26 protein-coding genes are annotated in these 22,810 nt (G+C 62.1%); 12 read left to right on the top strand and 14 right to left on the bottom strand.

All coding sequences use genetic code 11. The features are described from left to right. Positions 1–2: 2 nt before the first annotated feature. The 4 genes from KY495_RS08860 to KY495_RS08875 all read right to left on the bottom strand — a co-directional run bounded on the left by KY495_RS08860 (position 3) and on the right by KY495_RS08875 (position 2,252). The gene (locus KY495_RS08860; protein WP_219883287.1) at positions 3–203 is read right to left on the bottom strand and encodes a hypothetical protein; all 201 of its coding nucleotides are present in this window, start codon (positions 201–203) and stop codon (positions 3–5) included. Positions 204–308: 105 nt separating this feature from the next. Next, entirely contained in the window at positions 309–545 is a 237-nt protein-coding gene (locus KY495_RS08865) for a hypothetical protein (RefSeq protein ID WP_307728261.1), read from the bottom strand. Between the two features lie 9 nt (positions 546–554). Then, complete coding sequence (locus KY495_RS08870) at positions 555–1,019, bottom strand: DUF2269 domain-containing protein (RefSeq protein ID WP_219883288.1); 465 nt, start codon at positions 1,017–1,019, stop codon at positions 555–557. Further along, positions 1,020–2,252 carry an SDR family oxidoreductase gene (locus KY495_RS08875; RefSeq protein ID WP_374040996.1) on the bottom strand — a complete coding sequence of 411 codons (1,233 nt, stop codon included), beginning with the start codon at positions 2,250–2,252 and terminating at the stop codon, positions 1,020–1,022. A gap of 129 nt (positions 2,253–2,381) precedes the next feature. On the opposite strand from KY495_RS08875, the gene KY495_RS08880 reads away from it, so the two are divergent. After that, positions 2,382–2,858 carry a hypothetical protein gene (locus KY495_RS08880; RefSeq protein WP_219883290.1) on the top strand — a complete coding sequence of 159 codons (477 nt, stop codon included), beginning with the start codon at positions 2,382–2,384 and terminating at the stop codon, positions 2,856–2,858. Between the two features lie 90 nt (positions 2,859–2,948). Here the strand turns inward: KY495_RS08880 and KY495_RS08885 are convergent, their stop codons facing one another. Then, entirely contained in the window at positions 2,949–5,441 is a 2,493-nt protein-coding gene (locus KY495_RS08885; RefSeq protein ID WP_219883291.1) for a TonB-dependent siderophore receptor, read from the bottom strand. A gap of 661 nt (positions 5,442–6,102) precedes the next feature. Between KY495_RS08885 and KY495_RS08890 the strand changes: the two genes are divergently transcribed. From KY495_RS08890 to KY495_RS08900, 3 genes are all read left to right on the top strand, one after another. Then, positions 6,103–6,771, top strand: coding sequence for a PEP-CTERM sorting domain-containing protein (locus KY495_RS08890; RefSeq protein ID WP_219883292.1), 669 nt, complete (start codon positions 6,103–6,105; stop codon positions 6,769–6,771). Positions 6,772–7,005: 234 nt separating this feature from the next. Then, positions 7,006–7,320, top strand: a complete 315-nt coding sequence (locus KY495_RS08895; protein WP_219883293.1) for a hypothetical protein — start codon at positions 7,006–7,008, stop codon at positions 7,318–7,320. 227 nt (positions 7,321–7,547) lie between these two features. After that, on the top strand, positions 7,548–8,153 hold the full coding sequence (locus KY495_RS08900; RefSeq protein ID WP_219883294.1) for a hypothetical protein: 606 nt from the start codon (positions 7,548–7,550) through the stop codon (positions 8,151–8,153). A gap of 291 nt (positions 8,154–8,444) precedes the next feature. On the opposite strand, the gene KY495_RS08905 is transcribed toward KY495_RS08900, so the two are convergent. Next, positions 8,445–9,386, bottom strand: coding sequence for a DUF808 domain-containing protein (locus tag KY495_RS08905; RefSeq protein WP_219883295.1), 942 nt, complete (start codon positions 9,384–9,386; stop codon positions 8,445–8,447). Between the two features lie 224 nt (positions 9,387–9,610). On the opposite strand from KY495_RS08905, the gene KY495_RS08910 reads away from it, so the two are divergent. From KY495_RS08910 to lipA, 7 genes are all read left to right on the top strand, one after another. Then, positions 9,611–9,826: a BrnA antitoxin family protein gene (locus KY495_RS08910; protein ID WP_229518549.1), complete on the top strand. Its 216-nt coding sequence runs from the start codon at positions 9,611–9,613 to the stop codon at positions 9,824–9,826. 155 nt (positions 9,827–9,981) lie between these two features. Next, positions 9,982–10,266: an HU family DNA-binding protein gene (locus tag KY495_RS08915; RefSeq protein ID WP_219883296.1), complete on the top strand. Its 285-nt coding sequence runs from the start codon at positions 9,982–9,984 to the stop codon at positions 10,264–10,266. A 143-nt stretch (positions 10,267–10,409) separates the two neighbouring features. Beyond that, on the top strand, positions 10,410–11,048 hold the full coding sequence (locus tag KY495_RS08920; protein WP_219883297.1) for a LysE family transporter: 639 nt from the start codon (positions 10,410–10,412) through the stop codon (positions 11,046–11,048). A gap of 152 nt (positions 11,049–11,200) precedes the next feature. Next, a complete protein-coding gene (locus KY495_RS08925) occupies positions 11,201–13,234 on the top strand; it encodes a DUF6600 domain-containing protein (RefSeq protein WP_219883298.1) in 2,034 nt (677 codons plus the stop codon). A 128-nt stretch (positions 13,235–13,362) separates the two neighbouring features. Then, positions 13,363–13,629 (top strand): DUF493 family protein, encoded by a 267-nt coding sequence (locus KY495_RS08930; RefSeq protein ID WP_219883299.1) that lies wholly within the window; start codon positions 13,363–13,365, stop codon positions 13,627–13,629. Between the two features lie 12 nt (positions 13,630–13,641). After that, positions 13,642–14,364, top strand: a complete 723-nt coding sequence (lipB, locus tag KY495_RS08935; RefSeq protein ID WP_219883300.1) for a lipoyl(octanoyl) transferase LipB — start codon at positions 13,642–13,644, stop codon at positions 14,362–14,364. Further along, positions 14,361–15,353 carry a lipoyl synthase gene (lipA, locus tag KY495_RS08940; protein WP_219883301.1) on the top strand — a complete coding sequence of 331 codons (993 nt, stop codon included), beginning with the start codon at positions 14,361–14,363 and terminating at the stop codon, positions 15,351–15,353. Before lipB ends, lipA begins: the two co-directional genes overlap by 4 nt. A 14-nt stretch (positions 15,354–15,367) precedes the next feature. Here the strand turns inward: lipA and KY495_RS08945 are convergent, their stop codons facing one another. Together KY495_RS08945 and KY495_RS08950 are read right to left on the bottom strand one after the other, a co-directional pair. Then, complete coding sequence (locus KY495_RS08945; RefSeq protein WP_219883302.1) at positions 15,368–15,532, bottom strand: hypothetical protein; 165 nt, start codon at positions 15,530–15,532, stop codon at positions 15,368–15,370. 66 nt (positions 15,533–15,598) lie between these two features. Further along, entirely contained in the window at positions 15,599–16,198 is a 600-nt protein-coding gene (locus tag KY495_RS08950) for a DUF1287 domain-containing protein (RefSeq protein WP_219883303.1), read from the bottom strand. Between the two features lie 153 nt (positions 16,199–16,351). Between KY495_RS08950 and KY495_RS08955 the strand changes: the two genes are divergently transcribed. Beyond that, entirely contained in the window at positions 16,352–16,777 is a 426-nt protein-coding gene (locus KY495_RS08955) for a PaaI family thioesterase (RefSeq protein ID WP_219883304.1), read from the top strand. A 93-nt stretch (positions 16,778–16,870) separates the two neighbouring features. Here KY495_RS08955 and KY495_RS08960 read toward each other — a convergent pair whose 3' ends face one another. From KY495_RS08960 to KY495_RS08985, 6 genes are all read right to left on the bottom strand, one after another. Then, positions 16,871–17,575: an anti-sigma factor domain-containing protein gene (locus tag KY495_RS08960; RefSeq protein ID WP_219883305.1), complete on the bottom strand. Its 705-nt coding sequence runs from the start codon at positions 17,573–17,575 to the stop codon at positions 16,871–16,873. Then, positions 17,572–18,162, bottom strand: coding sequence for an RNA polymerase sigma factor (locus tag KY495_RS08965; RefSeq protein ID WP_219883306.1), 591 nt, complete (start codon positions 18,160–18,162; stop codon positions 17,572–17,574). The genes KY495_RS08960 and KY495_RS08965 overlap by 4 nt, the downstream gene beginning before the upstream one ends. A 426-nt stretch (positions 18,163–18,588) precedes the next feature. After that, entirely contained in the window at positions 18,589–19,128 is a 540-nt protein-coding gene (locus KY495_RS08970) for a peroxiredoxin (RefSeq protein WP_219883307.1), read from the bottom strand. 10 nt (positions 19,129–19,138) lie between these two features. Continuing rightward, entirely contained in the window at positions 19,139–19,780 is a 642-nt protein-coding gene (locus KY495_RS08975) for a BON domain-containing protein (protein WP_219883308.1), read from the bottom strand. Continuing rightward, the gene (locus tag KY495_RS08980; RefSeq protein WP_219883309.1) at positions 19,773–20,369 is read right to left on the bottom strand and encodes a phosphoheptose isomerase; all 597 of its coding nucleotides are present in this window, start codon (positions 20,367–20,369) and stop codon (positions 19,773–19,775) included. Before KY495_RS08980 ends, KY495_RS08975 begins: the two co-directional genes overlap by 8 nt. A 53-nt stretch (positions 20,370–20,422) precedes the next feature. Next, entirely contained in the window at positions 20,423–22,765 is a 2,343-nt protein-coding gene (locus KY495_RS08985; protein ID WP_219883310.1) for a penicillin acylase family protein, read from the bottom strand. Positions 22,766–22,810: the final 45 nt, after the last annotated feature.

Below are 22,810 nucleotides of genomic sequence, written 5' to 3' on the forward strand. Positions count from 1 at the left end.
TTTCAGCGGGGCTGGCGGTCGGCCAGTACGCTGCGGCGCAGGCGCACGCCCGGGGTGAGGATGCCGCCCACCAGGCCCCAGGCGCCGGCCCAGCGCGCGGCCCTGGCCTTTCCAGCCGCGCTCGGCGCGTCGATGGCGCGCTCGATGGCTTGGGCCATGCGCATCCTGGCATACACTTTTCGGTCTTTTTTGCTGGCGTCCATGGCGGGTCCACAACGTGCCGGTAGCTGCACAATACTGCACCGCTTCGCAGGCGACGGTTCGCTGCCGAACCGACCGGCGGAAATCACCTGGCGCAGCAGTGGGTATCAGGACGGTTCCTTGGAATCGTACTGGTCCCGCACATGCTTGCTGATGTAGCCGGACAAGCCCTTGCCTTCGCGCGCCAGGCGCTTCATCTCCTGCACGTGATGGCGTCCCGCCCGCGCGTGCGAATAGGTGTAGACCGTACCGTCAACAAAGCGTACCCGGATCGACGCCGGCGCCGATTCATATTCCACCACGCCCGACTCCCCGCTGAGCCGGCGGTAAGGCACCATGTTCATCGCCAGTCCCTACACCGGTTTGCTGACCATCAGCCAGAACACGATCACGAGCGCAAAAAAGGCTGGAATGCCGAGCAGCGTCCAGGTACGCAGGTAGCGCCAGTATTGCTCGGGCAAGTCGGTGCCGTCGCGCGCTGCCACCTGGGCCATGTCGCGCATCTTGATCTGGATCCAGACCACCGGCAGCCAGCAGGCCCCGGCCACGAAATACAGGACGATGGACCACATGATCCAGCGGCTTTCCCACGGAAAACCCGCCAGGTGAATCAGGTAAAAGCCGGTCAGCGGCTGAATCACCACGGTGGTGGCCGTGAAAATCCAGTCCGCCAGCACCACATGGCGGCTGACCACGGCAATGGCGCGCACATCGCGCGACAGGCTGGTAAACAGCATGTAGAAGGCCGAGCCGATTCCCGTGCCAAACAAGAATGTGGACGACAGGATATGCAGCCACTTAACGATCAGGTATTCCATCTATTTTTCCTCAAGTTCATAAAGCAGCCAGATGGCCGCCAGCATGGGCAGGTTCTTGGTCAACGGCCCGTAGGGATGCAGCACGAACTCCGGCAGCTTCCAGGCAATGAATACCGTGTAAAAGCCGATCAGGCCCAGTTGCAGCAGCCACAGCCAGCGGCGGCGCCTGAGCAGCAGCGTGCCAATACCCAGCAGCAGGTCGACGCCCACGGCGCCGTACAGCATGAGCGGCGCATAGGCGGGTGGCACGCCCGAGCGTTCCAGCAATTGATAGCTGTCCTGCACCGGATACACGCCGGCCGAGACAATGGCCGTGGCAATCCACACGAAGGCAATTGACCAGCGCAGCAGCGGCAGCAGCCAGCCCAGTTTGGCCTGCGCACGTTCGGCTGCGGGATTGTCGACGAAGGTGTCGGGACTGCGCGCAGGCCGTCCCAGCAGGCGCGCGGTGATGTCGGCATCGGCATGGTTGCCGCGGTTGAGCATGCGCAGCGCATCGGGATCGAGCCAGCCCAGCTTCAAGCGGGCCAGCAGGCCGGCCACGAAACCGGGCAGCGGCAGCACGGGCAGGCGCCCCATGCCCATGCCAGCGCGCAGGGTACGCAGGTATTGCGTGAACGGCAGCGCCACCGGTCCTACCAGGGGCACGCGGCGCGCCGTGCCGTTGTCGCCGGCGACCGGCAAGGGCTGGCGGATCAGGGCCGCCATGGCCGCCACCAGGTCGTCCACGTGGATGGGCTGCACCAGCTGGGGCGCGCGTCCGAAACGCATGCTGAACGGCATGCTGGCCAGGGTCTTGAAGGCAGTCGCACTGGCGCCGTCATTGCCGTACACGAGCGAGGGCTGGACGATAAACGAGCGCAGCGGCAGGCGCGCCAGGAAGTCGTCGGCCGCTTTTTTGGACAGGTGATAGGGCGTGTCGGCATCCTTGTCTGCGCCCAGAGCCGACAGGTGCAGCACCAGGCGCACGCTGTCGGACTCGGCGCAGGCGGCAAACAGGGCGCAGGGCGTCTCGGTATGCAGCCTGGCAAATGTCTGCTTGCCTTGCTCCCGGAATATGCCCACGGCATTGATGACGGCGTCGACATTGCGCAGGTGCGCCAGCCATACGGATTTATCGGTATCCTGAACAAAATCGGCAGCGATGTACGTGAGGCGGGCGTGGTGGGACGGCGGCGGACGGCGCACCGCGCACACCAGGTGGTGGCCTTCTGCCAGCAATGCCGCCAGCAAGTGTTTTCCTATGAATCCGCTTGCTCCTGTCAGCAAGATCCGCATGTGTGCTCCTGGTCTGGCTGGTCATACAACGGGATAGAGACGTGCATCGACCGCAAGTTCAACAATCGAGACGAGGAGAATTATATGGAAAATTGGACAACAGCGATGAAGCGTGGCGTGCTCTCGGGCAGCTCGGCCAGTGTGATCTCCACCCTGGCGCTGGCCGCGCTTGGCAAACGCGAGACCAACAGCATGTTTGCGCCCACTAATGCGGTCAGTCACTGGATCTGGGGCGACAAGGCCTTTAACCACAACGGCCCGTCGCTGCGCTATACCGTCACCGGCTACCTGATCCACCATGCCAGCGCCACTTTCTGGGGCGTGCTGTTCGAGCGTCTGCTGGGACGCAAGCTCGACAACAAGGGCGTGGCGGCGACCCTCGCCACGTCTGCAGCGGCGACCGCGGTGGCCTGCCTGACCGACTACAAGCTCACGCCGCAGCGCCTGCAGCCGGGCTTTGACGAGCGCCTGTCCAAGGAGTCGGTGGCGCTGGTGTACGGCGCTTTTGCCGTCGGCCTGTTTGCCGCCACCATGCTCATGCACCGCAAGCAGGACAAGTAAAGAAGCGATGGCGGCTGTCACCCTGGCCGCGCATGCGTCAAGGTGACACCATGATTGCCCGCATGGCCTGGCGGGCCGGCGCTACGCAGATCAGAACGTGTAGCTGGCCCTTGCGTACACGAAGCGCCCGCCACGGCCATACGGCGCGTAGTTGGGGAAGGGCGTATTGCCGGTGCCATTGATCGATACCGGTACCGATTCCGGATACTCGTCGCTGATGTTTTCCACGCCGAACGCCAGGTTGATGCGGCGGCTGAGCGCGTAACGCGACTCAATGTCCACAATCGTCTTGGGCGAAATGAGCACGTCCGGCGCCGATCCCGTGCCCGGGGAGAGCACTTCGCCATAGCGGGTGGCGCGCAGCGTGATGCCGGCGTCGCCCAGCTTCCAGTTGACGCTGGCATTGATCTTGTTGCGCGGCTGGCCGCGCTCGATCGTCAGGCGGTTGACGCGCGCAAACAGGGGCGGCGCGGGCTCAAATTGCTGCAGCACTGCCAGCTCCGGCACCTTGGTCACTTCCGTCTTGCTGAAGTTGCCTGCCAGCGTGAAATCAAACTTGCCTGCCGCCCCAGCATTCATGGGCCATGCCAGCACCACATCCACGCCTTCGTTGGTGGTATCGACACCGTTGATAAAGAAGCGCCCGCCGCCGCCGGCGTAGCCATTGGCCCGCAGAAAGGCTTGCACCGCCGGCTGGTTGAGGTTTTCGGACAGCACAATGCGGTCTTCCACATCAATCCGGTAGGCATCGACCGTCAGGTTCACGCTGCCAAAGCGCATGACCGCGCCCAGGGACAGGTTGACGGACTTTTCCGCCTCCAGCGGCTTGGCGCCCAGGAATGCGGCCACAGGATCGGTCGGGCGGAACGTGGTGATTTCAAACGGCACGCCGTTCAGGAAATTGGTGGAGGTGGTGGTGAAATATTGCTGCTGGGGCGAAGGCGCGCGAAAGCCGTTTTGCAGCGATCCGCGCAGGGCGAACGACTTGTTGAAGTCGTAGCGGCTGGCCAGCTTGCCGGCCAGGCTGTTGCCGTAGTCGGAATAATGCTCGGCGCGGATCGCGGCCGAGGCCAGCAGCTTGTCGGTGATGTTCGCTTCCACGTCCACGAACGCGCCCACGGCCGTGCGGGCGGCATCGATGGCATCCTTTTGCTGAAAGCCCGGAAACACCTGGGCGCCCGGCGCGGCGATGCCGCCGTTAGGCAGCGGGAAGTTTCCCTGGCGGTAGGAGTCCGGCTCGCCCGCATACAGCTTGTAGCCTTCGCGCCGGCCTTCCATGCCCACCGCCACGTTCAGGGGCGAGGCCAGGCCGGCCACGGCATAGGTGCGCACGCCGGTCAGGTTCAATACCAGCTGATTGTACGAATAGCCGCCGGCATCGAATTCGGTCTTGCTGGTGGGCCCGAGCGAGCGGTTGAGCGAATTTTCGATGGTGTACATCATCTTGTTGTTGCCAAAGCCGAGCGACATGTCCATGTCCCACTGCTCCAGCGTCCAGTTCACCCCGCCGGTGGCGCTGAAGTCGTCCACCACCGGCGCGATGATGGGCAAAAAGCCGTCCGGGTAGATCGAGGGAATGTTGCGCGCGTCGGCCGGGCCGCGGAACTGGCCGGCGGACTTTGCATCGCGCCGCTGGTAGCTCGACCAGCCATAGATCTTGGCGCCGTTGGCCAGGGTATTGCCGGCGTTGACGAACAGCGTGGCCTGTTTGAGTTCCGGTTCGCCATACCAGGCATTGAAGCGGTTGATGGTGGTTTCGCGCGGATCGAAACCGCCGCCGGGCGGCACCGGGTACTGGCGCCGCACATCGTAGCCGCTGCGTTCGGTGTGACGCTGGTCCTTGATTTCTGCTGCCAGCGTGATGTGGCCGGTCTCACCCCATGGCAAGCCTTTCCAGATGCTGGCCGTGCCGATCTGGCCGTCGGTGCGCTTGCGCGAATTCTGTACACCATAAGGGGCGCCGGCCGGCGGGGTGCCAACGATGAAGTCGTATTCGGTCACGCGGCCGCCGTAGCTGATGGTCGCTTCCCCGCCTTCGCGGTTGGTGCGCAGGCGCAGATTGACCACGCCCGAGATGGCATCGGAACCGTACTGGGCGGCGGCGCCGTCGCGCAGCACTTCGATGGTCTTGATGATGGCGGTCGGGATCGTGTTCAGGTCCACCGAGGCCGAGCCACGCCCGATGGTGCCGTTGGTGTTGACCAGGGACGACGTATGGCGGCGCTTGGAATTGACCAGCACCAGCGTCTGGTCCGGACCCATGCCGCGCAGGGTGGCGGGGCGGATGGTGTCGGTGCCATCGGCCAGGCCCGGGCGGGGGAAATTGAGCGAAGGCAGGGCGATCGACAGCGCCTGCGACAGTTCAGTGGTGCCGGCGTTCTTGATGGAATCGGCAGAAATGATGTCGACCGGCGAGGCGGTATCGAGCGCGGTGCGGTTGGCAACCCGGGTGCCGGTGACTACCACCGTGGCCGCTTCCGCCACGGATGCGGGCTGGACCTGCGCCTGGGCCGGCGCGTTGCTGAAGAGGGCGATGACAGCCACGGCAATGAGGGTTTGTTTGGGCGTGAAGGCGTCGTGCATGGAACTCCCGATGAAAGATTGCTAAAACGTTAAAGCAATACTGGGACGTCGCCAGCGCAATGTCAATTGTGGACACAAAGCTGTCTGCGGGATAACAACAGTCGAGGGGTATTTGTCAGGAAGAGGTAAGGCGGCGTGGAGCAGCGAGCTCTGGGTGGATGCGTCTTCCAGTAGATCACCGCGTGCAGGCGAGCAGGAGGTGTCAAGTCAATTCGCAAGAAATGCTGATGTTGCTTACTCCCCTCGTGGATCTAGCCAAAGCAAAAGGAGCATGATGCGCATGCACGAACGATCGACGAGCCCGTGGATGGCTGTGAAATTCCACGCAGAGCACTTGAGAGGGCAGGAATCACAGCCCAGTACGGGCGGACGTCACGCGTACTCGCAAAAACATTCTCTACGAATGAAACTTGGATGTTATGTGCTGTTTCGTCCCCTTACTGAAGCACGGGCGGTCTTTGAAACCGCGAACCGTTATCTCGCTAATCGTAATAGTTTCGCTATCTCGTCATTCAATAGTGTCGGGATATTTTACAGTTCGAGGCACAAATCTGGCAATTTTCGACGCAACTCAGTGTTTTCAAGCCAATAAGTAGATGTGGCTCGTTATTTGCTTGCCAGCAATGTAGCAGTCCCCGTCACCCCCTAAACCTAATTCATCATGAAAAAAATTATCGCTCTTGCCGCGTTTGCGGTATTTTCTAGCAACGCTATTGCCGGCTATACCCAATACGGATTTGGCGGCCCATTATCCGGTTATTTTATTCAGAGAGATGATGACCAGTCAATCTCCTACTTCTATGTCAATTTGCCAATCGAGGACTATCCGCGGGACACACCTTTCACAATGGTTCTTCAGCCCATCGGTGGCGAAGGTTCTACTCGCCTTACAGACGCTAGTACTTACTTCCGAAGGAACGGCCCCACGAATTTTTCAATTTTCAGTGACTTTGGAGGAGACCAATTTACTACTTTCGCTGTTTCGTTTTCGCGCGGCAAACAAGGGAATTTTTCCTACACAGCGAATTACCATAGCACTATTTACGGCTGCTATAGTGAGTGTGTTTTTAGCAGTTTCGCTGGTTCGCACGTTGGCACGGCTAGCAAAGGAACAGTTAACGCAGATCTTGCAGCCTATTTGGATCAAAGTGGCGGATATTACGATGGCGTAACTCGGATTACTCCTTCATTCCTTCCCACGAATAACGTCCCAGAGCCGGGCAGTCTCGCTTTATTAGGGTTGAGTGTAGCGGCCTTACTCGTTATGCGCCAGAAGCAACTACCGATAGGCAAAAGCCAGCGGCGAAGCAAGAACGAAACGCCCACTTGAATGACATAGCCGCGATCAAAAATCGCCAGTGGCTGCACTCAAGAAAATCGACTTGAAGCTGGAATCAACTGACAAAACGCATACCTCGGTGAACGGTCCGGATGCCCTTCCAGGATGAAGCGCCGCGAAAAACATTGTTAAAAAACTCACCCGGCGGTACGATGATTCGTTTTTTGAGGAAGTCGGAGGGAGGCCCCTCAAACGGCTTCGTATGCTAGCGTAACAGGACGTCCAATGGAATTTAATCGTATAGTCTCGTGGCTGTGTATGTTCCTCGCGGTTGCGCTATTAATAGTCTCGTCCGGCGGCAGTTCCGCGAGCGCCTGCCGCAACGCAGGTTGTGTTGGTGCCGGTCTGGGCGAAGCCATTGTGCTTATTGCAGCTGAAATCCTGCTTGTTCTGGTTGCAACTGTGTTCGCAACGCGGGCGTTTAACCGTATCGATGGAACTCCCTCCACCTTGCGAATCATCGAACTATGGATTTTCAGGTTGCCAATGATCGGTGCGATGCTCATGCTGTTGAGTATAGTGTTTACGATTGCGTCGTGAAACCACTAGTCTGTTCGCCGGAGCGCCCCTAAGGGCACTCAATCCGGTTAGCGATGCGAGCCAAGGGCAGGCAAGCGCGGCGTTGTCACGTTGCCGGCGAGGGCTCTACTTGCTGTGCGGAACGCGCCTCTAATTGTTACCAGAGCAAAGGTTGCCTCATGCTGTGCCAGAACAGCATCGCTGTGCGCCAACGCCGAGTTGCGATAGCTCGCTTCCCTGGCCAGCGCATGCTAATTATTCAATGGTTGCTGAAAAAAAAGGACGGTCTGTGGATGAACTTTTTTGTTTCGCTGCTGGCAGTCTTACTTACTTCTTCCGCGTTTGCTGCAGAACCAGCCCAAACACGGCTTATCGGTTTCTACACAAATATGGTAACCGAAGGTAAAGACGACCCGCATTTTCTTGCGGGCTACAATATTAGCCTGTACAGCAAGGGGGAACGGACGCTGGTGCACATTGGCGTGGCTAATGGAAGTACAGAACCGGTCTCGGCCGCGGTCAAGAGCGTTGCCTACGATCCCGTTACGCGTCGGCTCAAGTTTTGCGCGGTATATTCGACGGGGCTGGAACACGGCCCAGGACAAGGCGCTCCGCGCGAAGCCTTGCGCACCCTCACTTTCAGCGGTATTGTTCACCCAAACTCGATTAAGGGAACGATGGCGATCAGGGATGTTTGCTGCGCCGGGTGCCGCACCTCGTACAGTCGGGCCAAGCTAAAGCGCATCAAACATGCCGGGCGGACTGGAGAGCTAATAGAGTATCCGTTGAAGGATGGCGGGCAGAGTGGCGCCCTCCGCGGGTCCTCTTGCAAGATCGAAAGTAGCACTCTATGACTGTAACGTTCCGAGACTGACGGGCACCACCTCCAGCTACCATTTCATTGTCGGCTATTTGCCGAACTCGGCCGTTCGACTACCGAATAGCAGATTCTCGAATTGGAACACCTGGCAAGCGTCACGACAAAATTTCGCACCGTTAAAAAAATTGAGTGCAGTGAGGTGATGCGCACGCCCGGAACCGAAGACGCTCTGACTAGGACGGCTCAGGCGGGACGGCGGTGACGCCAGGCTCGCGAAGTTGAGGTGGGAACATTCCATATGTTCCCACCTCACCTCGTCACCAAACTACCCGTGCACCGCAGCCTTGCCCTTGAACAGCCGCGTCACGCCCGTCACCACCAGTAGCACCAGTCCACCTGCGATCAGGCCGGCAACGGCATCAATCAGCGTCGGCGTAATGGCCTTGAGGATGCCGCCAATGCCCGGCACGCTGGCCGCTGCAGCCGTCGCGCCCTCGACAAAGTGATGCAGCTGGGGAATGCCATGCACCAGGATGCCGCCGCCGACCATGAACATGGCGGCAGTACCGACAATGGCGAGCAGCTTCATCAGCTTTGGCGCGGCCAGCAGGAGCAGCTTGCCCATGCCTTGCGCAGCGCCATTGGCCCGCTTGCTCAGGTGCAGGCCCAGGTCGTCAAGCTTGACGATACCGGCCACCAGGCCATACACACCCACCGTCATGAGTATGGCAATGGCAACCAGCACCGACACCTGCTTGGCGAAGGTGGCAGCGGCCACGGTGCCCAGCGAAATGACGATGATTTCCGCCGACAGGATGAAGTCGGTACGCACGGCGCCCTTGATCTTGTCCTTTTCCAGCGCCACCAGGTCCACCGACGGGTCGGACAGCGCCTCGACCACTTCCTTGTGATGCTGGGCTTCTTCTTCCTTGCTGTGCAAGTACTTGTGGGCGAGCTTTTCGAAGCCTTCATAGCACAGGAAGGCGCCGCCAATCATCAGCAAGGGCGTGATGGCCCAGGGTGCGAATACGCTGATAGCGAGGGCCGCCGGCACCAGGATTGCCTTGTTCACCATGGAACCCTTGGCCACCGCCCACACCACCGGCAGTTCACGGTCGGGGCTCACGCCCGATACTTGCTGCGCATTTAAGGCCAGGTCGTCACCGAGGACGCCGGCGGTTTTCTTCGCTGCTACCTTGCTCATGACGGCGACGTCATCCAGGATCGTGGCGATATCGTCGATCAATGCCAGCAAACTGCTTGCCATTCTTCCCGCTCCAATATGGTCAAAAAAAGAACATCTTACCCGACTCGGCCGTGTACGCGGCATTCCGTTTCAGCCCGGTTTTCTGCATTTCAGGCCCCCATTTCTGCATCTCGTCGCTTTCCGCCACCGTGCCGCCGATGCATACGTATAGTTAAGACAATGCAGCGCCATGGGCCTTGCAGCCACCACGATGATGAACCGGAACTGTTTCACAGGGACTAACCATGAATATCGAATCGACCCCAATGACCACCACTCCCGTGCGCACCGTGCGTCCCGTCAAGCGCAAGACACGCATCACCATCTACCTGGACGATGAAGTGCTCGAGACCTTCCGCTCGCTGTCCGAGCAAAGCGGCAAGGGCTACCAGACGCTGATCAACGCCGCCCTGCGCACCCGCCTGGGCGCGCCGCGCCTGGAAGCAGCTCTGGCCGAGTGAATGCCTGGGCGCTGGTAAAACCAGTGCTGTGCCGGCGGTGAAATCCGTCGCGATGCAGTCACAGCATGGCTTACTTTTGTGCCCTGCCCTCGGAATTTGTTACGAGTGGCAATAATTATGCTAATCTTCCCGCTCTTTTAACCCGGGAGGATTGTATGAAAAAAGGCGAACTGATTGCGGAATTTGCTAAGCGCACGGAAATGTCCGGCGCGGCAGCCAACAGCGCAGTAAACACCATTATCGACATCATCACCGAGCGCCTGAAGAAGGGTGACACGGTCGGCATCACTGGTTTCGGTACGTTCTCGGTGGCCAAGCGCGCTGCACGCAAGGGCCGTAATCCATCGACCGGCGCAGCGATCAAGATCGCCGCATCGAAGTCGCCAAAGTTTTCCGCTGGCGCGACGCTGAAGGCAGCTGTCAATCCAAAGAAGAAGTAAGCACGTCCGCGCGGCCCGAAGCGTGGGCACCGGTGTTCGCCGGTTTCTTCGCTTCGGGGCTGCGTATCTTTTCCTGCGGCAGGCGCCCTCCGTGCCCTTTTCCGCTACCCCGATTTCCCCATTTCCTCCTGCTGTAACGCCCCATGCTCTATTCGACCTGGCTGTTGTTTGTCGCTTCCGGTATTGCCATTGCCCTCTCGCCCGGTTCCGGCGCCATCCTGTCCATGTCGCACGGCCTGGCCTACGGCCTGCGCAAAGCCAGCGCGACGGTGTTGGGCCTGCAACTGGGCCTGCTGCTGGTGTTCGCCATTGCCGGCGCCGGCGTCGGTTCCCTGCTGGTCGCGTCCGAACTGGCCTTTAACATCGTCAAGGCCGTGGGCGCGCTGTACCTGATCTACCTGGGCGTGATGCAGTGGCGCGCACCGGTGCGGCCGAGCGCGGCCGACGTCCACGCCCCGCTGGCGCCGCCAAACGCGCAGCGCCGCATCGTGACGGGCTTTCTCACCAACGCCACCAATCCCAAGGGAATCATTTTCATGGTGGCCGTCCTGCCGTCGTTCATCAACAAGGCCGCGCCCCTGCTGCCCCAGCTGCTGATCCTGGGCGCGACCATGGTGGTCATTGATACCGTCGTGATGCATGGCTATGCCTACCTGGCTTCGTCCATGCAGCGCTTTTTCCGCGACGAGCACGCGCTACGGCTGCAAAACCGCTTTTTCGGCGGCGTGCTCATGTTCATGGGCGGTGCCCTGTTTTTCTTCAAGCGCGGCACCGCTTCCTGACAAAAGACCGGGCGCCCGTGCCGGGCGCGATACACTGGGCGATGGCCCGTATTTTCTGGCAAAAGTGCAACTTTGTGTAACCGGCGTTTTCCGTTGGCGTCTTGACGCGTTTAATCGTCAGGCACCCTTCGTCCCGTCCTCTGGAGCTATTGATGAGTACTCGTTTCCTTCGCACCGCCACGCTGGTCGCGTTTGCTGCATTTTCCACGTATTCATACGCTCAGGATGACAGTCCGGGCCGGGTGGGCCGGATTGCCATGATCCAGGGGCAGGTTGACATCGCCGGCGACGTGGGCGAGGAAGTCAATGCCGGCATGGTGAACTGGCCCGTTACCTCGCGCAACCAGATCACCACCGGGCGCGATGGCCGCACGGAAATCCGGATCGGCTCCACCGCCATCCGGCTCGATGCCGATTCTTCGCTGGATGTAACGGAACTGGACGATGAAACGCTGCGCCTGCACCTGCACTACGGCAGCGTCAACATCCGCGTACGCAATCCCGACCTGGCGCGCGGCTTCGAGCTGACCACGCCGGACGGCCTGGTGCGCCTGGATGAAGTGGGGCAGCTGCGCGTCGATACGGGTCGGCGCCGCGACCAGACCGTGGTCAGTGTCTTTACCGGGCAAGCCCTGGTCGATGGCGGCGGCGAGCGCATAACGGTGTGCGCCGGCCGCCGGGCCGAGTTCGGCCGCGACGAGCTGCGTACCAGCCAGGCGATGCGCGACAGTTTCGACGAGTGGAGCATGCTGCGCGACCAGCGCGCCGACCGTTCGGAGTCGGTGCGCTATGTCACCAGCGAAATGACCGGATACGAAGACCTGGACCAGCACGGTTCCTGGCGCGACAGCCATGAATACGGTCCACTGTGGTCGCCCCGCCATGTGCCGTCCAACTGGGCACCCTACCGCGACGGCCGCTGGACCTATCTGCAGCCGTGGGGCTGGACCTGGGTCGACAATGCGCCCTGGGGTTACGCGCCCTCGCACTATGGCCGCTGGGTGATGGTGGACCGGCGCTGGTGCTGGGCGCCGGGCCGCAATATTTCGCGCGTGGTGTGGTCGCCCGCACTGGTGGGCTGGGTTGGCGGTGGCTACTCGGTCGTCACCTTTGGCAGTGCCCGCCTGCCGGCCCAGGGCTGGTATCCGCTCACGCCCTATGACGAATACCGCCCCGGCTACCGCATGCGCGGCGAACACCTGCGCCACGTCAACCGCCACGTACGCAAGCGCGACGAGCGTACCAGCATTATCACCAACACCATCCGCAAGGCAGGCCTGACGGTGGTGCCGCAATCGAATTTTGCACAGCGCGGCACGGTGGTGGTGCCGACTGCGCCAAGGCCAAGCGCGCCGACCGGCTCCCTGATCACCGACCTGGTCGCCAAGGCTGGCATGCCGCCGGCGCCCCGGGATTACCGGCCGCGTGAGCGCCGGCAGGAAGTGCAGCCGCGTACCAGTGCCTTTACCGGCCTGCCGGGGCAGGCCCCGCAGTTTGGCGTCGGGGCCCAGCCGCGCGGCGGCCGGTACGGGGTCGAGCGGCGTGGCGACGAGCCGGCGCCGGCCGCGGCCCCGGTCGCGGCAGGGGTCGTCAGCGCCCAGCCGGCACCGGCGGTGATCGCGGAACAGCAGCGTGGCGAGCGAGGCCGCCGTGGCGAGCGCGACCCTGACCTTGAGCGCGATCGCCGCCCGCGCGGGGCCGAATCGTTCCAGATGCAGCAGGCGCAGCAACGCCAGCAGCAGATGCATCACGAGCAGCAGCGTGACAGTATGGTGCGCCAGGCTGCCATGCAGGCGGCTGCGCAGCAGCGCCAGCAGCAAGCCATACAGCAGCAGGCGGCGCAGCAGCAAGCCATGCAGCAGGCGGCGCAGCAGCAAGCCATGCAGCAAGCGGCGCAGCAGCAAGCCATGCACCAGGCGGCGCAGCAGCAAGCCATGCAGCAGGCGGCGCAGCAGCAAGCCATGCAGCAACGCCAGCAGCAGGAACAGGCCATGCAGCAGCGTGATCAGCAGGAGCACGCCCGTGGTATCCGTGGAATGGTGCAACGGGCCGCCGAGCGCCAGGAGCAGCAGCAACGGGAGGAACGCCAGCGCGCCGCCCCAGCCCCGCAGCAGACCGCGCCCGTTGGCGGCTTCCAGCGCAGCCCGGATGAACTCCGGCGCCGCGCCAAGGAAGACATGCGCTGACACCCGCCGCCCGCATCGCAATAGTTTCAGGCCAGCCAAGCGCTGGCCTTCTTTTTTGCCTACAATGGTGATCTGCCGGCACTCCGTTGCGGAGGGCCGGATGTTTTCACTTCAGAACTGGACTGTGTATGCAAGCGAATGAATCCCTCATTGAGTACCCGAGCGACTTCCCGATCAAGGTGATGGGCGCCACGCATGAGGACTTTGCGGCCACCATCGTCGATGTGGTACTGGAATACGACCCGACGTTTCACATCGGACGCATGGAAGTGCGCCCGTCGGCCCAGGGCAACTACACCGGCCTGACGGTCACGGTGCGCGCCACCAGCCGGGCCCAGCTTGACGACCTGTACCGGGCGCTGTCGGCCCATCCCATGGTCAAGATTGTCATGTAACTATCAGTGCAGATGCTTGCCCCCAGCCGCGCCGTGGTGCGCGACCTTGGCCGCGCCGACTACGAGCCGACTTTTGCCGCCATGCGCGCCTTTACCGATGCGCGCAGCCCGGATACGCCGGACGAACTGTGGATCGTCGAGCACCCGCCCGTGTTCACCCTGGGCCTGGGCGCCGACCGCGGCCACCTCCTGGCCGGCAACGGCATCCCGCCCCATGCAGTGCCCGTCATCCAGACCGACCGCGGCGGGGAAGTAACGTACCACGGCCCCGGGCAGGTGGTCATTTACCTCCTGATGGACCTGCGCCGCAACAAGCCCGGCGGCAAGCTCTATGCGCGCCAGTTCGTGGCAAAAATCGAGCAAGCCATCATCAATGTGCTGGCGGCGTATAATCTCGCAGGCGAGCGCATCGCGGGCGCGCCCGGCATCTACATGGCTTGCGGCCCCCACCAGGGAGCCAAGATCGCCGCGCTCGGCTTGAAAGTGCGCGGCAATGGCTGCACGTACCATGGGGTATCGCTCAACGTGGCGATGGACCTGGCACCGTTCTCCTGGATCAATCCCTGTGGATACTCCGGACTTGAAACGGTGGACTTGCGCACCGTGGGCGTCGAGGTAGCGCTGGCCGACGTCCAGCGCGCGCTGGCACAGGAACTGATTGCCCAGCTGGCAACAGCGGGTATGCACACTGACACAACTGATTCAACACAGCCCCCAGGGCAGGCAGCCACATGACTACCGACATCGACAGCAGCACCGCTCCAGTTTATAACGCGACCGACAAGCAAAAAGGCGCCAGCAAGACGTCGCGTATTCCAATCAAGATCGTGCCACTGGCCCAGGTCGAGCGCCTGAAAAAGCCGGACTGGATCCGCGTGAAGGCGGCGTCGGCGTCCACCCGTTTTTATGAAATCAAGGACATCCTGCGCGCCAACAACCTGGTGACGGTGTGCGAGGAAGCGAGCTGCCCGAACATTGGCGAGTGCTTCGGCAAGGGCACGGCCACCTTCATGATCATGGGTGACAAGTGCACGCGCCGCTGCCCGTTCTGTGATGTTGGCCACGGCCGCCCGGACCCGCTCGATGAAAACGAGCCGCGCAACCTGTCCAAGACCATTGCCGACCTGCGCCTGTCATATGTGGTCATCACCTCGGTGGACCGCGACGACCTGCGCGATGGCGGTGCCGGCCACTTTGTGGAATGCATCAAGCAGACCCGCGCGCTGTCGCCCAATACCCGCATCGAAGTGCTGGTGCCGGACTTCCGCGGCCGCCTGGCCCGGGCCTTGGCGATCTTTGCCGATGGCTTACCGGACGTGCTCAATCACAACCTGGAAACCGTGCCGCGCCTGTACAAGGAGGCGCGTCCGGGATCGGACTACAAGCATTCGCTGGAACTGCTGCGTGACTTCAAGGCCATGTATCCGAATGCCGTGACCAAGTCCGGGATCATGGTCGGCCTGGGCGAGACCGACGAGGAAATCCTGCAGGTCATGCGCGACATGCGTGAACACAATGTCGAGATGCTGACCATTGGCCAGTACCTGGCGCCGTCCGGCGACCATCTGCCGGTGCGCCGTTACGTGCATCCGGACGTGTTCAAGCAGTTCGAGGAAGAAGCCTACAAGATGGGCTTTGTGCACGCGGCCGTGGGCGCCATGGTGCGCAGTTCCTACCATGCGGACCAGCAGGCGCATGACGCCGGCGTGGTCATCAACGGCTAAAATCCTTCTCCGGGTCAGGCCGCAGGCTTGACCCGCGCCTCCGGCAGCACTTCCGCTGCAAGCTTGCGCGTTTCCACGACAAGCGTCCCCAGATCATGTACAGCCGCGGCCTTTTGCTGCACCATCTGGACCGCCACCGCTTTGCGGCAAGGTGGCTTGGGGTGATGGAAAAATAGCATCGCGAACCTTGTTTTTTGAGTGAATAGACCCGCTATATTGCGCTGTTGCCAGCTTGCACAAGGTCATTATCTGCCGGCCGTGGGCAGATAGCGGTAGTGTCCCGTGATGGGCCAGGCAAACAGCACGTCGTCCTCGACCGTGCCGGAGCCCACGTTGTGCACGATGAGTGGCGCGCCGTTCCAGCCTTTTTCCCCGCTCACGACGCCAATGTGCGGCAAATTGGGCGGGATCATCCAGGTCACGATGTCGCCGGGACGGTAATCGCGCCCGTCGCGGGACACCGCCAGCGTTTCACCATGGCGCCCGAACCACGTAGCCAGGTTGAGCACGCGCCGGTGATCGATGTTGCGGTCTGGCCGCTTGAGCTGCCAGGCCTTGGGATAGGCCTTCCATGCCCGCGACATGTCTTCGTGCACCAGCTTTTGCAAATCCACGCCCAGATGCCGGTAGGCGCGCACCACCACGTCAGTACAGACGCCCCGTTCGATCGGCACGTCGCCGCCGGGGTAGGCCAGCTTTTCGTAGCGGGGATCGTAGCGCAGCGTGACGCCAATCTGCTTCTTGGCCGCCTGGACCAGTTGCGCGGCTCGCGCCGCAGGGGCCGCCTGCACCCCTTGCGCGAGCAACAGGAGGAAAGGAAAAACGAGCCGGTATGAAATAGTCATGAACGCAATATTGCCACGCTTGTGTGCAGTGCGTGTGAAGGCGCCGCAAAGGCCAGCAGCGGCGTGGCCGCCGCCTTGCGCATTTCTCAGTACAATCAGGCAAACTGCGCGGATGGCGCGTATGTAAGACAGACTGATTGGAGCGGTAGCCGCATGAATACGCAAGCAAAATTTACTCCGGAAGCCATGAACCAGTTTGGCGCGCACAGCCTGCCCGGTTACCTGGGCGTGGAAATCACCCGCGTGGGTAACGGTGAGGTGGCCGCCCGCCTGGAGATCAAGCCGCATTTGTTGGCGCCTAACGGCTATTTGCACGCCGGCACGGTCATCACCCTGGCCGACACGGCTGCCGGCTACGCCTGCGTGGCCAATCTGCCCGAAGGAGCCAGCAGCTTCACGACCATTGAATTGAAGTCCAATCACCTTGGTACGGCTCGCGACGGTGCCATTGCCTGCGTTGCCACGGCGGTCCACCTTGGCAAGACCACCCATGTATGGGATGTGGTCGTCACCAACGAGGCAAATGGCAAGACCATTGCCCTGTTCCGCTGCACGCAGATGATCCTTTATCCAAAATAAGCCATCCTCAACCCGCATGCCGATTCTGCTGGCTGACCCCAGCAGCCGGGATCGTTCACCGATATCGGCATGAAGCACCTCGCCCGGTTTGGTTTACAGCTGCACCCAGTTACCCTTGTACAAGATGGGGCCGGTCGGGCCGTTCGGGTCTGGTGATCCGCCCTTCGGCTCCAGCGTCACGGCAAGCAGCATCACATCGCTGCTGATGGCGTTTTCCGGCAACTTGAAGCGTCCCCGGTTATCGGCCAGCACGCCCAGCGAGCGCGGCTTGCCGGACTTGGGCACCGCCCACAGGTGCAGGCTCTTGTCGGCCGCCACGGCAGCGCTGGTGAGCACGCGCACATCCAGGGCGCGGTTGCGCGCGTCGGCCGTGACGACCATCGCATTTTGCGCCTTCTCGTCGGTCAGGGTGGCCACGTAGGAAACGGTCGGCGTATCGACGCTGCGCCCGCTCAGCACCACGACCATGAGCATGGCGGCCAGGCCGGTGGACACCATGCCCAGGCTGCGCCAGAAGGCCAGGTTTTCATTAAGCCAGAACTTCCAGCCCGCCGCTTTTTGCGGACGCAGGTTCAGGCGCCTTTCGATGCCGGTCCAGACCGACTTGGGCGGCGTGACGGAACCGGCAAACTCGGCCATGGGCGCGAGCCGCTGCTGCCACTGCGCCACCGTGTTGCGCAAGTCGGCATCCTGGTGCATCCAGCCTTCAAAACGGCGCCGCGCGCCACCCTTGAGTGTACCGAGGACATACTCGGCAGAGAGCTTCTGGCGCAGGACGATGTTGTTGCGAATGTTCATGCTTGCTCCCGTTTCGCGAGGCAGGTACGCAACTTTTCAAGGCTGCGCCTGATCCACGTTTTCACGGTGCCAACCGGCAGCTTCATCTGCTCTGCAACCTCGCTGTGCGACAGGTCGTGGTAAAACGCCATCGCCACCACTTGCCGGTGCATGCCTTCGAGCGTGGACATGCACCAGGCCAGGGCCTTGGCGTCACCACTCAACTGCAGCGCTTCGATGGGCGTCGCTTGCGGATCCTGTAGAGCATTCATGATTTCACTGTCAAACTGTTCCGCGTCGATTTCAACCGAGACGTCGCTGCGCCGCAAGTGGTCGAAGGCCTTGTTCCGGACAATGGTCGCCATCCAGGTCATCGGCGAGGCGAGATGGCCCTGATAGTTGGCGGCATTGTTCCAGATAGCCACAAAGCTCTCCTGCAAGACTTCTTCGGCAAGCTCGTGCTTATGCAATATACGCAAAGCAAAGCCAAACAGTTTCGGTGAAGTTGCATCATACAAAGCCCGGAAGGCTGCTGCATCACGCTTTCCGGCCGCAGTGAGCCAGGTTTTGAGTTGTTGCGGGTCGAGCGGTTTGACGTCGATGGACACTGCGAGCCTCGGAAATGGGTCGGGGAAACCGCGCTGGGCGCGGCCGCGCAGGCTGAGGTTATCCCAGATGCATACCCAAATACAACATTAAAATTTTCAAAATAAGTGAAAATAGTTGAATCCAATATGCGGCGAGCTGCGTACACAGTTGAGTAAATTGGTTTGCGGCAATGCTGAAGCGGCTAACGATGGGCGTGATCGTGCTGGCGCCGGCAGGGGCGCGGGCAGGCGGACAGGACTTGGGCACACCAAGGGAGGCGTCAGCGCGCTGGAAGGCGTGGGCGGCTGTTGCCGTGGGCCCTGGTGAACGGACAGGGCAGCCGCGACAGACGGGCCTTCACGACTTTACACGGCAGTGAAGCCCGATACGACGATCGTCAACCGCACGCGCCAGCGCGGGGTTGACCTGTCGGTGCGGGCAGGTGCTTAGCCGGCAGCTTTTTGGGCCAGGGCGCCTTGCAGTAGCAAGTGCACTGCCGCAAAATCCGGCTCGCCCACGTAACGCTTGATGATGTTGCCATCGCGGTCGATCACGAAGGTGGTGGGCGTCATGGTCACGTCATTGAAGGCCTTGGCAATGTCGCCGCCACTGTCGAGGGCCACCGTGAAGGGCAGCTTGTGCTTTTCGGCAAAGTTAATCACATGGTCGGGACGGTCGTAATTCATGGCCACGGCGACAAATTCGAGGCCCTGGCTGTTGAATTTGTTGTAGGTTTCGACCATCTGCGGCATTTCGCGCACGCAGGACACGCAGGACGTGGCCCAGAAATTGACCATCACGACCTTGCCGCGCAAGCTTTGCGAGGGAATTTTCTCGCCCTTGATGGTGACAAAGGTGACCGCCGGCGCCGCGGCCAGTGGCGTTTCGCGCATGGTGACGTAGCCGCCAATGGCGAGCGCCGCCACGACCATCCCAATGATCAGCGGTTTCATCCAGCGCGCACGCGCCGCGTTTTCCTGGGCCATGATGGAAGTCTTACAGTTGAACAGCTGGCTTGATGGGCGAGAGCGCCCGCATTTCGTCTTCGGTGATGTACTCCAGCACCTTGACCACCTTGGCCACTCCCGATACGCTGCGCGCCACGTCGCCGGCCACCTGGCCTTCGCGCTCCGTCACGCGGCCCATCAGGTACACCACGCCGCGCTCGGTAATGACCTTGAACGAGGTGGCGGAGATGGTTTTCATGTCCACCAGGCTGGCCTTGACCTTGGTGGTGATGAGCGTGTCGTTGGTGCGCGACGTGTAGCTGGCCGGGCCTGCCACTTCCAGCTCGTTGGTCACCGACATCACGCCGTCAATGGCACGCACTTCCTTTTCCACCGCGGACTTGGTGGCCTGATCGGTGATTTCGCCGGTCAGCAGTACCTTGCGGTTGAACGAATTGACGTTGACATGCACGTCCTTCAGACCCATGTCCTTGATGCGCGAGTCGGCCTTGAGGGCAATGGCCTTGTCGTCGGCCTGCGCACCCAGGGTGCGGCGGTCGGCGACGGCAGCGGCGCTGGCGACAGCGCCACCGACCACCAGGCCGACGCAGCCTTGCAGGCTGCCCAGCAGGGCGGTACACAGGATGGCTTTCGCCAGCGGGCGCATCAGTGATGGGAATGGCTTATTCATTGGCATCTCCTCCGAACAGGGCAACGTCGATGCCGTCGCATATTGCATGAATGGTGACCAGGTGTACTTCCTGGATCCGGGCGGTGCGGCCGTTAGGCACGCAAATATTGACATCAGCGTCGGTCAGCAGCTTGGCCAGCGCGCCGCCGTCTTTGCCGGTCAGCAGCACGATGCGCATTTCACGCTCGAGTGCGGCTTCGACGGCGGCCACCACGTTGGCCGAATTGCCTGACGTGGAAATGGCCAGCAGCACGTCGCCGGCCTGGCCAAAGGCCTGGACCTGCTTGGAGAAAATCTCCTTGTAGCTGTAATCGTTGCCCACAGCCGTCATGATCGAGGTATCGGTCGTGAGCGCCATGGCGGGCAGGGGAAAGCGCTCGCGCTCGAAACGGCCAACCAGTTCGGCAGCGAAGTGCTGGCAATCGGCGGCCGAGCCGCCATTGCCGCAAGCGAGAATCTTGTTGCCGTTGGACAGGGCGCTGAACATCAGTTCAATGGCCTGGGCAATCGGCTGAGCCAGGGAAGCGGCGCACTGGAGCTTCAGTTCGGCGCTTTCCTGGAAGTGGGCGAGGATGCGTTGATTATTCATACGCCGATTATAGTCCAATGCCCGCGCCCCCTTGCAAGCGGCCTGAAATTTGCTTACATATCGGGGCGCCTGCTGGTCCGGTCCGGCTCTGGCAAATCGTACAGCTGGCCCCGCGAAAACGCCGGCAGCTGGTCGAAATAATACGGCGAACGGGGATCGGTGCTTTGTGAATAGGTCAGGATGCCGCGCGCGTTCAGCTTCTTGTTTTTCAGCGCCACGATCTGCAGGTAGCTGGTACCAAAGAAGGGCTGGTACTGGCCATCGGCAAAGGGACGCGACTCCACTTTGTTGAGCACGCCTTCAAATTCCTCGCCGCCGGGCACGGCAATCTTTTTGCCGCGCACGGTCAGGTATTGCACCGTGCCGAGCGGCGCGCCCGGGGCGATCCCGGCCGCGTCGAACATCCTGACCGCGCCGCCCAGCGCCTGCAGCAGCGCCGTGCGCACGGCAGCGTCACCGGTCATCAGGCCCGCCGGCGTATTGACGGGGTCCTGCGGATCAAAGGCGGTGCGGTGCAGGTTGGGAATGGCGCGCGCCGTGCGCCAGAATTCCCGGAACAGATGGGCACCGCGCGAGTGGACGGCACTGCGGCGGTCCCAGGCGGCAAGCGTATGCCAGGCACTTGCGAGCTGTACGGTGGTGCCGTCGGGCAGGGTCACGGCAGGATGGTTGCCCGCCAGGGTCAGCAAGTCGTCGAGGACCATCGCAGCGGCGTAATTATCACTATTGAAGAACAGCCGTTCCAGGTGGCGCGGCGTGAACTGCCTGCCGGGCAGCCCGTCCGTGCCGTTCAGGCGGCGTGCGATGAGCGTGAGGCCGGCCCGCGTGCGCAGCCGCTGCGGCACGGCCACGGGGCCGGCCATGGGGCTGATGTTATCCCAGGTGATGGCAGGATTGGTCAGCCAGTAGCTGTCGTTGGAATTGGCCACAAAGTCGGTACGGATGGCCACCGGCAGGCGCGATGGCGGCACCAGCCCGGGAGCCGGGGAACTGCTGTCGTTCTTCCAGGCGCAGTCGCTGGTGGTGCCGCGCAGCACCAGCAGGTCGGCAGCGCGCAGCAGGGCCGCGGCCTGCGGGCTTGGGGCGCAGCGCACGATATCGGCATGGTCCACATTGGGCATGGCGGTCAGGTCGGCGTACAGCACTTCGCCGGTGGCGTCCGCCGCCACCGTGTTCACCCAGGGAATGCCCATGTTGCGCTCCATGGCGGCCCGGGCCTGGCGCACGTTCTTTGCACGCACCAGATCCAGCCATGTTTTCACGACCCGATTATTGCTGGCGTTAATGTCGGCAAAGGCATAGGCGCGTGTCTGGGTCCAGCCCAGACCGGCGCGCGGAATCGTGATGACGGGGCCAAACTGGGTACGGTACAGGCGCCGCGACACGTTGGACAGGGCGCCGTTGACCAGCACCGGCACATTGATATCGACCGCTTCCATCGGCTTTTCCATGCCGTCAACCACGTACACCAGTGGATTGCCGGGCTTGAGCGCCAGTTCAAAGAAAGTAAAGCGGCGGCCGGTGGAGACCGTGTGCGTCCAGCTGAGCGTGCGGTTGTAGCCGATCTGGATGATCGGCACCCCGCCGAGCGCGGCGCCGGTCACGTCCAGCATGCCAGGCACCGTCATCTGGGCCTGGTAGAAGCGGTTGCTGCCGGTCCAGGGGAAGTGGGGATTGCCCAGCAACAGGCTGCCGCCCCCGGCCACCGTATCGCGGCCAAAGGCCCAGGCATTGGATGCCAGCGGCAGCTGCGGCCGGGTGGCCTGCAGCAGCGTGTCGAGGTCGACCGCGCTGCTGGCCTGCTGGGTGGCGGCAGGCGGCGCGGCGCCGGCGATGGCCTCGATGAAGTTGGCGCCGCTGGCCAGGATGGCCTTGTCCACAAAAATCTTGTGCATGTCGGCAGCCGTGATCGGACGCACCCAAGCCTTGCCACGGCAGGCCGGGTCAATGGCGGCGGACGGCGTCTGGCTGAGGTAGCGGTTGACGCCGCTGACATAGCCGCTCACGAGCTGGCGCGTGCCCTCGTCGGCGTTGGCGTAGAGGGCGCTGGCGCGCTGGCCATCGACGTAAAAGCGGTAAAAAATGTCGCTGGCCAGGTTGGTCGTGCTGGCGCGCTCGGTCTGGGTAAGCACCATCCCGTCCGGGCCCAGGTAGCGCGAGCGCTCACCGTTGACGGTCATCAGGTAGTCCTGCAGCAGGCAGAAATTGTCTTGCGCGTAAGCGTAGCCCAGGCCTGCTGCCGCGCCCGCCAGCGTTGGGGCCTTGATCAGCGCCACGCCCTGGGCATTGCGGCTCAGGGAAAATGGCGCACCGGGTGAGTGCGCCGCGCCGGCGGCGGCACTGACGGCCAGGGTGAGCAAACCAATGGCGAGGCGCGGGTGCGGAGCAGTCTTCATGAGTTTTTCCCTTGATCGAAGTGTGAATTCAGGCAGCGAGGCGCA

It is taken from the genome of Massilia sp. PAMC28688, from assembly GCF_019443445.1.
Taxonomy (GTDB): domain Bacteria; phylum Pseudomonadota; class Gammaproteobacteria; order Burkholderiales; family Burkholderiaceae_D; genus Telluria_A.

What these genes read in the sequence shown, in the direction of transcription:
- KY495_RS08860 (WP_219883287.1), bottom strand. Translation starts at nt 203, where the DNA reads ATGGACGCCAGCAAAAAAGACCGAAAAGTGTATGCCAGGATGCGCATG.
- KY495_RS08865 (WP_307728261.1), bottom strand. Translation starts at nt 545, where the DNA reads ATGAACATGGTGCCTTACCGCCGGCTCAGCGGGGAGTCGGGCGTGGTG.
- KY495_RS08870 (WP_219883288.1), bottom strand. Translation starts at nt 1,019, where the DNA reads ATGGAATACCTGATCGTTAAGTGGCTGCATATCCTGTCGTCCACATTC.
- KY495_RS08880 (WP_219883290.1), top strand. Translation starts at nt 2,382, where the DNA reads ATGGAAAATTGGACAACAGCGATGAAGCGTGGCGTGCTCTCGGGCAGC.
- KY495_RS08885 (WP_219883291.1), bottom strand. Translation starts at nt 5,441, where the DNA reads ATGCACGACGCCTTCACGCCCAAACAAACCCTCATTGCCGTGGCTGTC.
- KY495_RS08890 (WP_219883292.1), top strand. Translation starts at nt 6,103, where the DNA reads ATGAAAAAAATTATCGCTCTTGCCGCGTTTGCGGTATTTTCTAGCAAC.
- KY495_RS08895 (WP_219883293.1), top strand. Translation starts at nt 7,006, where the DNA reads ATGGAATTTAATCGTATAGTCTCGTGGCTGTGTATGTTCCTCGCGGTT.
- KY495_RS08900 (WP_219883294.1), top strand. Translation starts at nt 7,548, where the DNA reads ATGCTAATTATTCAATGGTTGCTGAAAAAAAAGGACGGTCTGTGGATG.
- KY495_RS08905 (WP_219883295.1), bottom strand. Translation starts at nt 9,386, where the DNA reads ATGGCAAGCAGTTTGCTGGCATTGATCGACGATATCGCCACGATCCTG.
- KY495_RS08910 (WP_229518549.1), top strand. Translation starts at nt 9,611, where the DNA reads ATGAATATCGAATCGACCCCAATGACCACCACTCCCGTGCGCACCGTG.
- KY495_RS08915 (WP_219883296.1), top strand. Translation starts at nt 9,982, where the DNA reads ATGAAAAAAGGCGAACTGATTGCGGAATTTGCTAAGCGCACGGAAATG.
- KY495_RS08920 (WP_219883297.1), top strand. Translation starts at nt 10,410, where the DNA reads ATGCTCTATTCGACCTGGCTGTTGTTTGTCGCTTCCGGTATTGCCATT.
- KY495_RS08925 (WP_219883298.1), top strand. Translation starts at nt 11,201, where the DNA reads ATGAGTACTCGTTTCCTTCGCACCGCCACGCTGGTCGCGTTTGCTGCA.
- KY495_RS08930 (WP_219883299.1), top strand. Translation starts at nt 13,363, where the DNA reads ATGCAAGCGAATGAATCCCTCATTGAGTACCCGAGCGACTTCCCGATC.
- lipB (WP_219883300.1), top strand. Translation starts at nt 13,642, where the DNA reads ATGCTTGCCCCCAGCCGCGCCGTGGTGCGCGACCTTGGCCGCGCCGAC.
- lipA (WP_219883301.1), top strand. Translation starts at nt 14,361, where the DNA reads ATGACTACCGACATCGACAGCAGCACCGCTCCAGTTTATAACGCGACC.
- KY495_RS08945 (WP_219883302.1), bottom strand. Translation starts at nt 15,532, where the DNA reads ATGCTATTTTTCCATCACCCCAAGCCACCTTGCCGCAAAGCGGTGGCG.
- KY495_RS08950 (WP_219883303.1), bottom strand. Translation starts at nt 16,198, where the DNA reads ATGACTATTTCATACCGGCTCGTTTTTCCTTTCCTCCTGTTGCTCGCG.
- KY495_RS08955 (WP_219883304.1), top strand. Translation starts at nt 16,352, where the DNA reads ATGAATACGCAAGCAAAATTTACTCCGGAAGCCATGAACCAGTTTGGC.
- KY495_RS08960 (WP_219883305.1), bottom strand. Translation starts at nt 17,575, where the DNA reads ATGAACATTCGCAACAACATCGTCCTGCGCCAGAAGCTCTCTGCCGAG.
- KY495_RS08970 (WP_219883307.1), bottom strand. Translation starts at nt 19,128, where the DNA reads ATGGCCCAGGAAAACGCGGCGCGTGCGCGCTGGATGAAACCGCTGATC.
- KY495_RS08975 (WP_219883308.1), bottom strand. Translation starts at nt 19,780, where the DNA reads ATGAATAAGCCATTCCCATCACTGATGCGCCCGCTGGCGAAAGCCATC.
- KY495_RS08980 (WP_219883309.1), bottom strand. Translation starts at nt 20,369, where the DNA reads ATGAATAATCAACGCATCCTCGCCCACTTCCAGGAAAGCGCCGAACTG.
- KY495_RS08985 (WP_219883310.1), bottom strand. Translation starts at nt 22,765, where the DNA reads ATGAAGACTGCTCCGCACCCGCGCCTCGCCATTGGTTTGCTCACCCTG.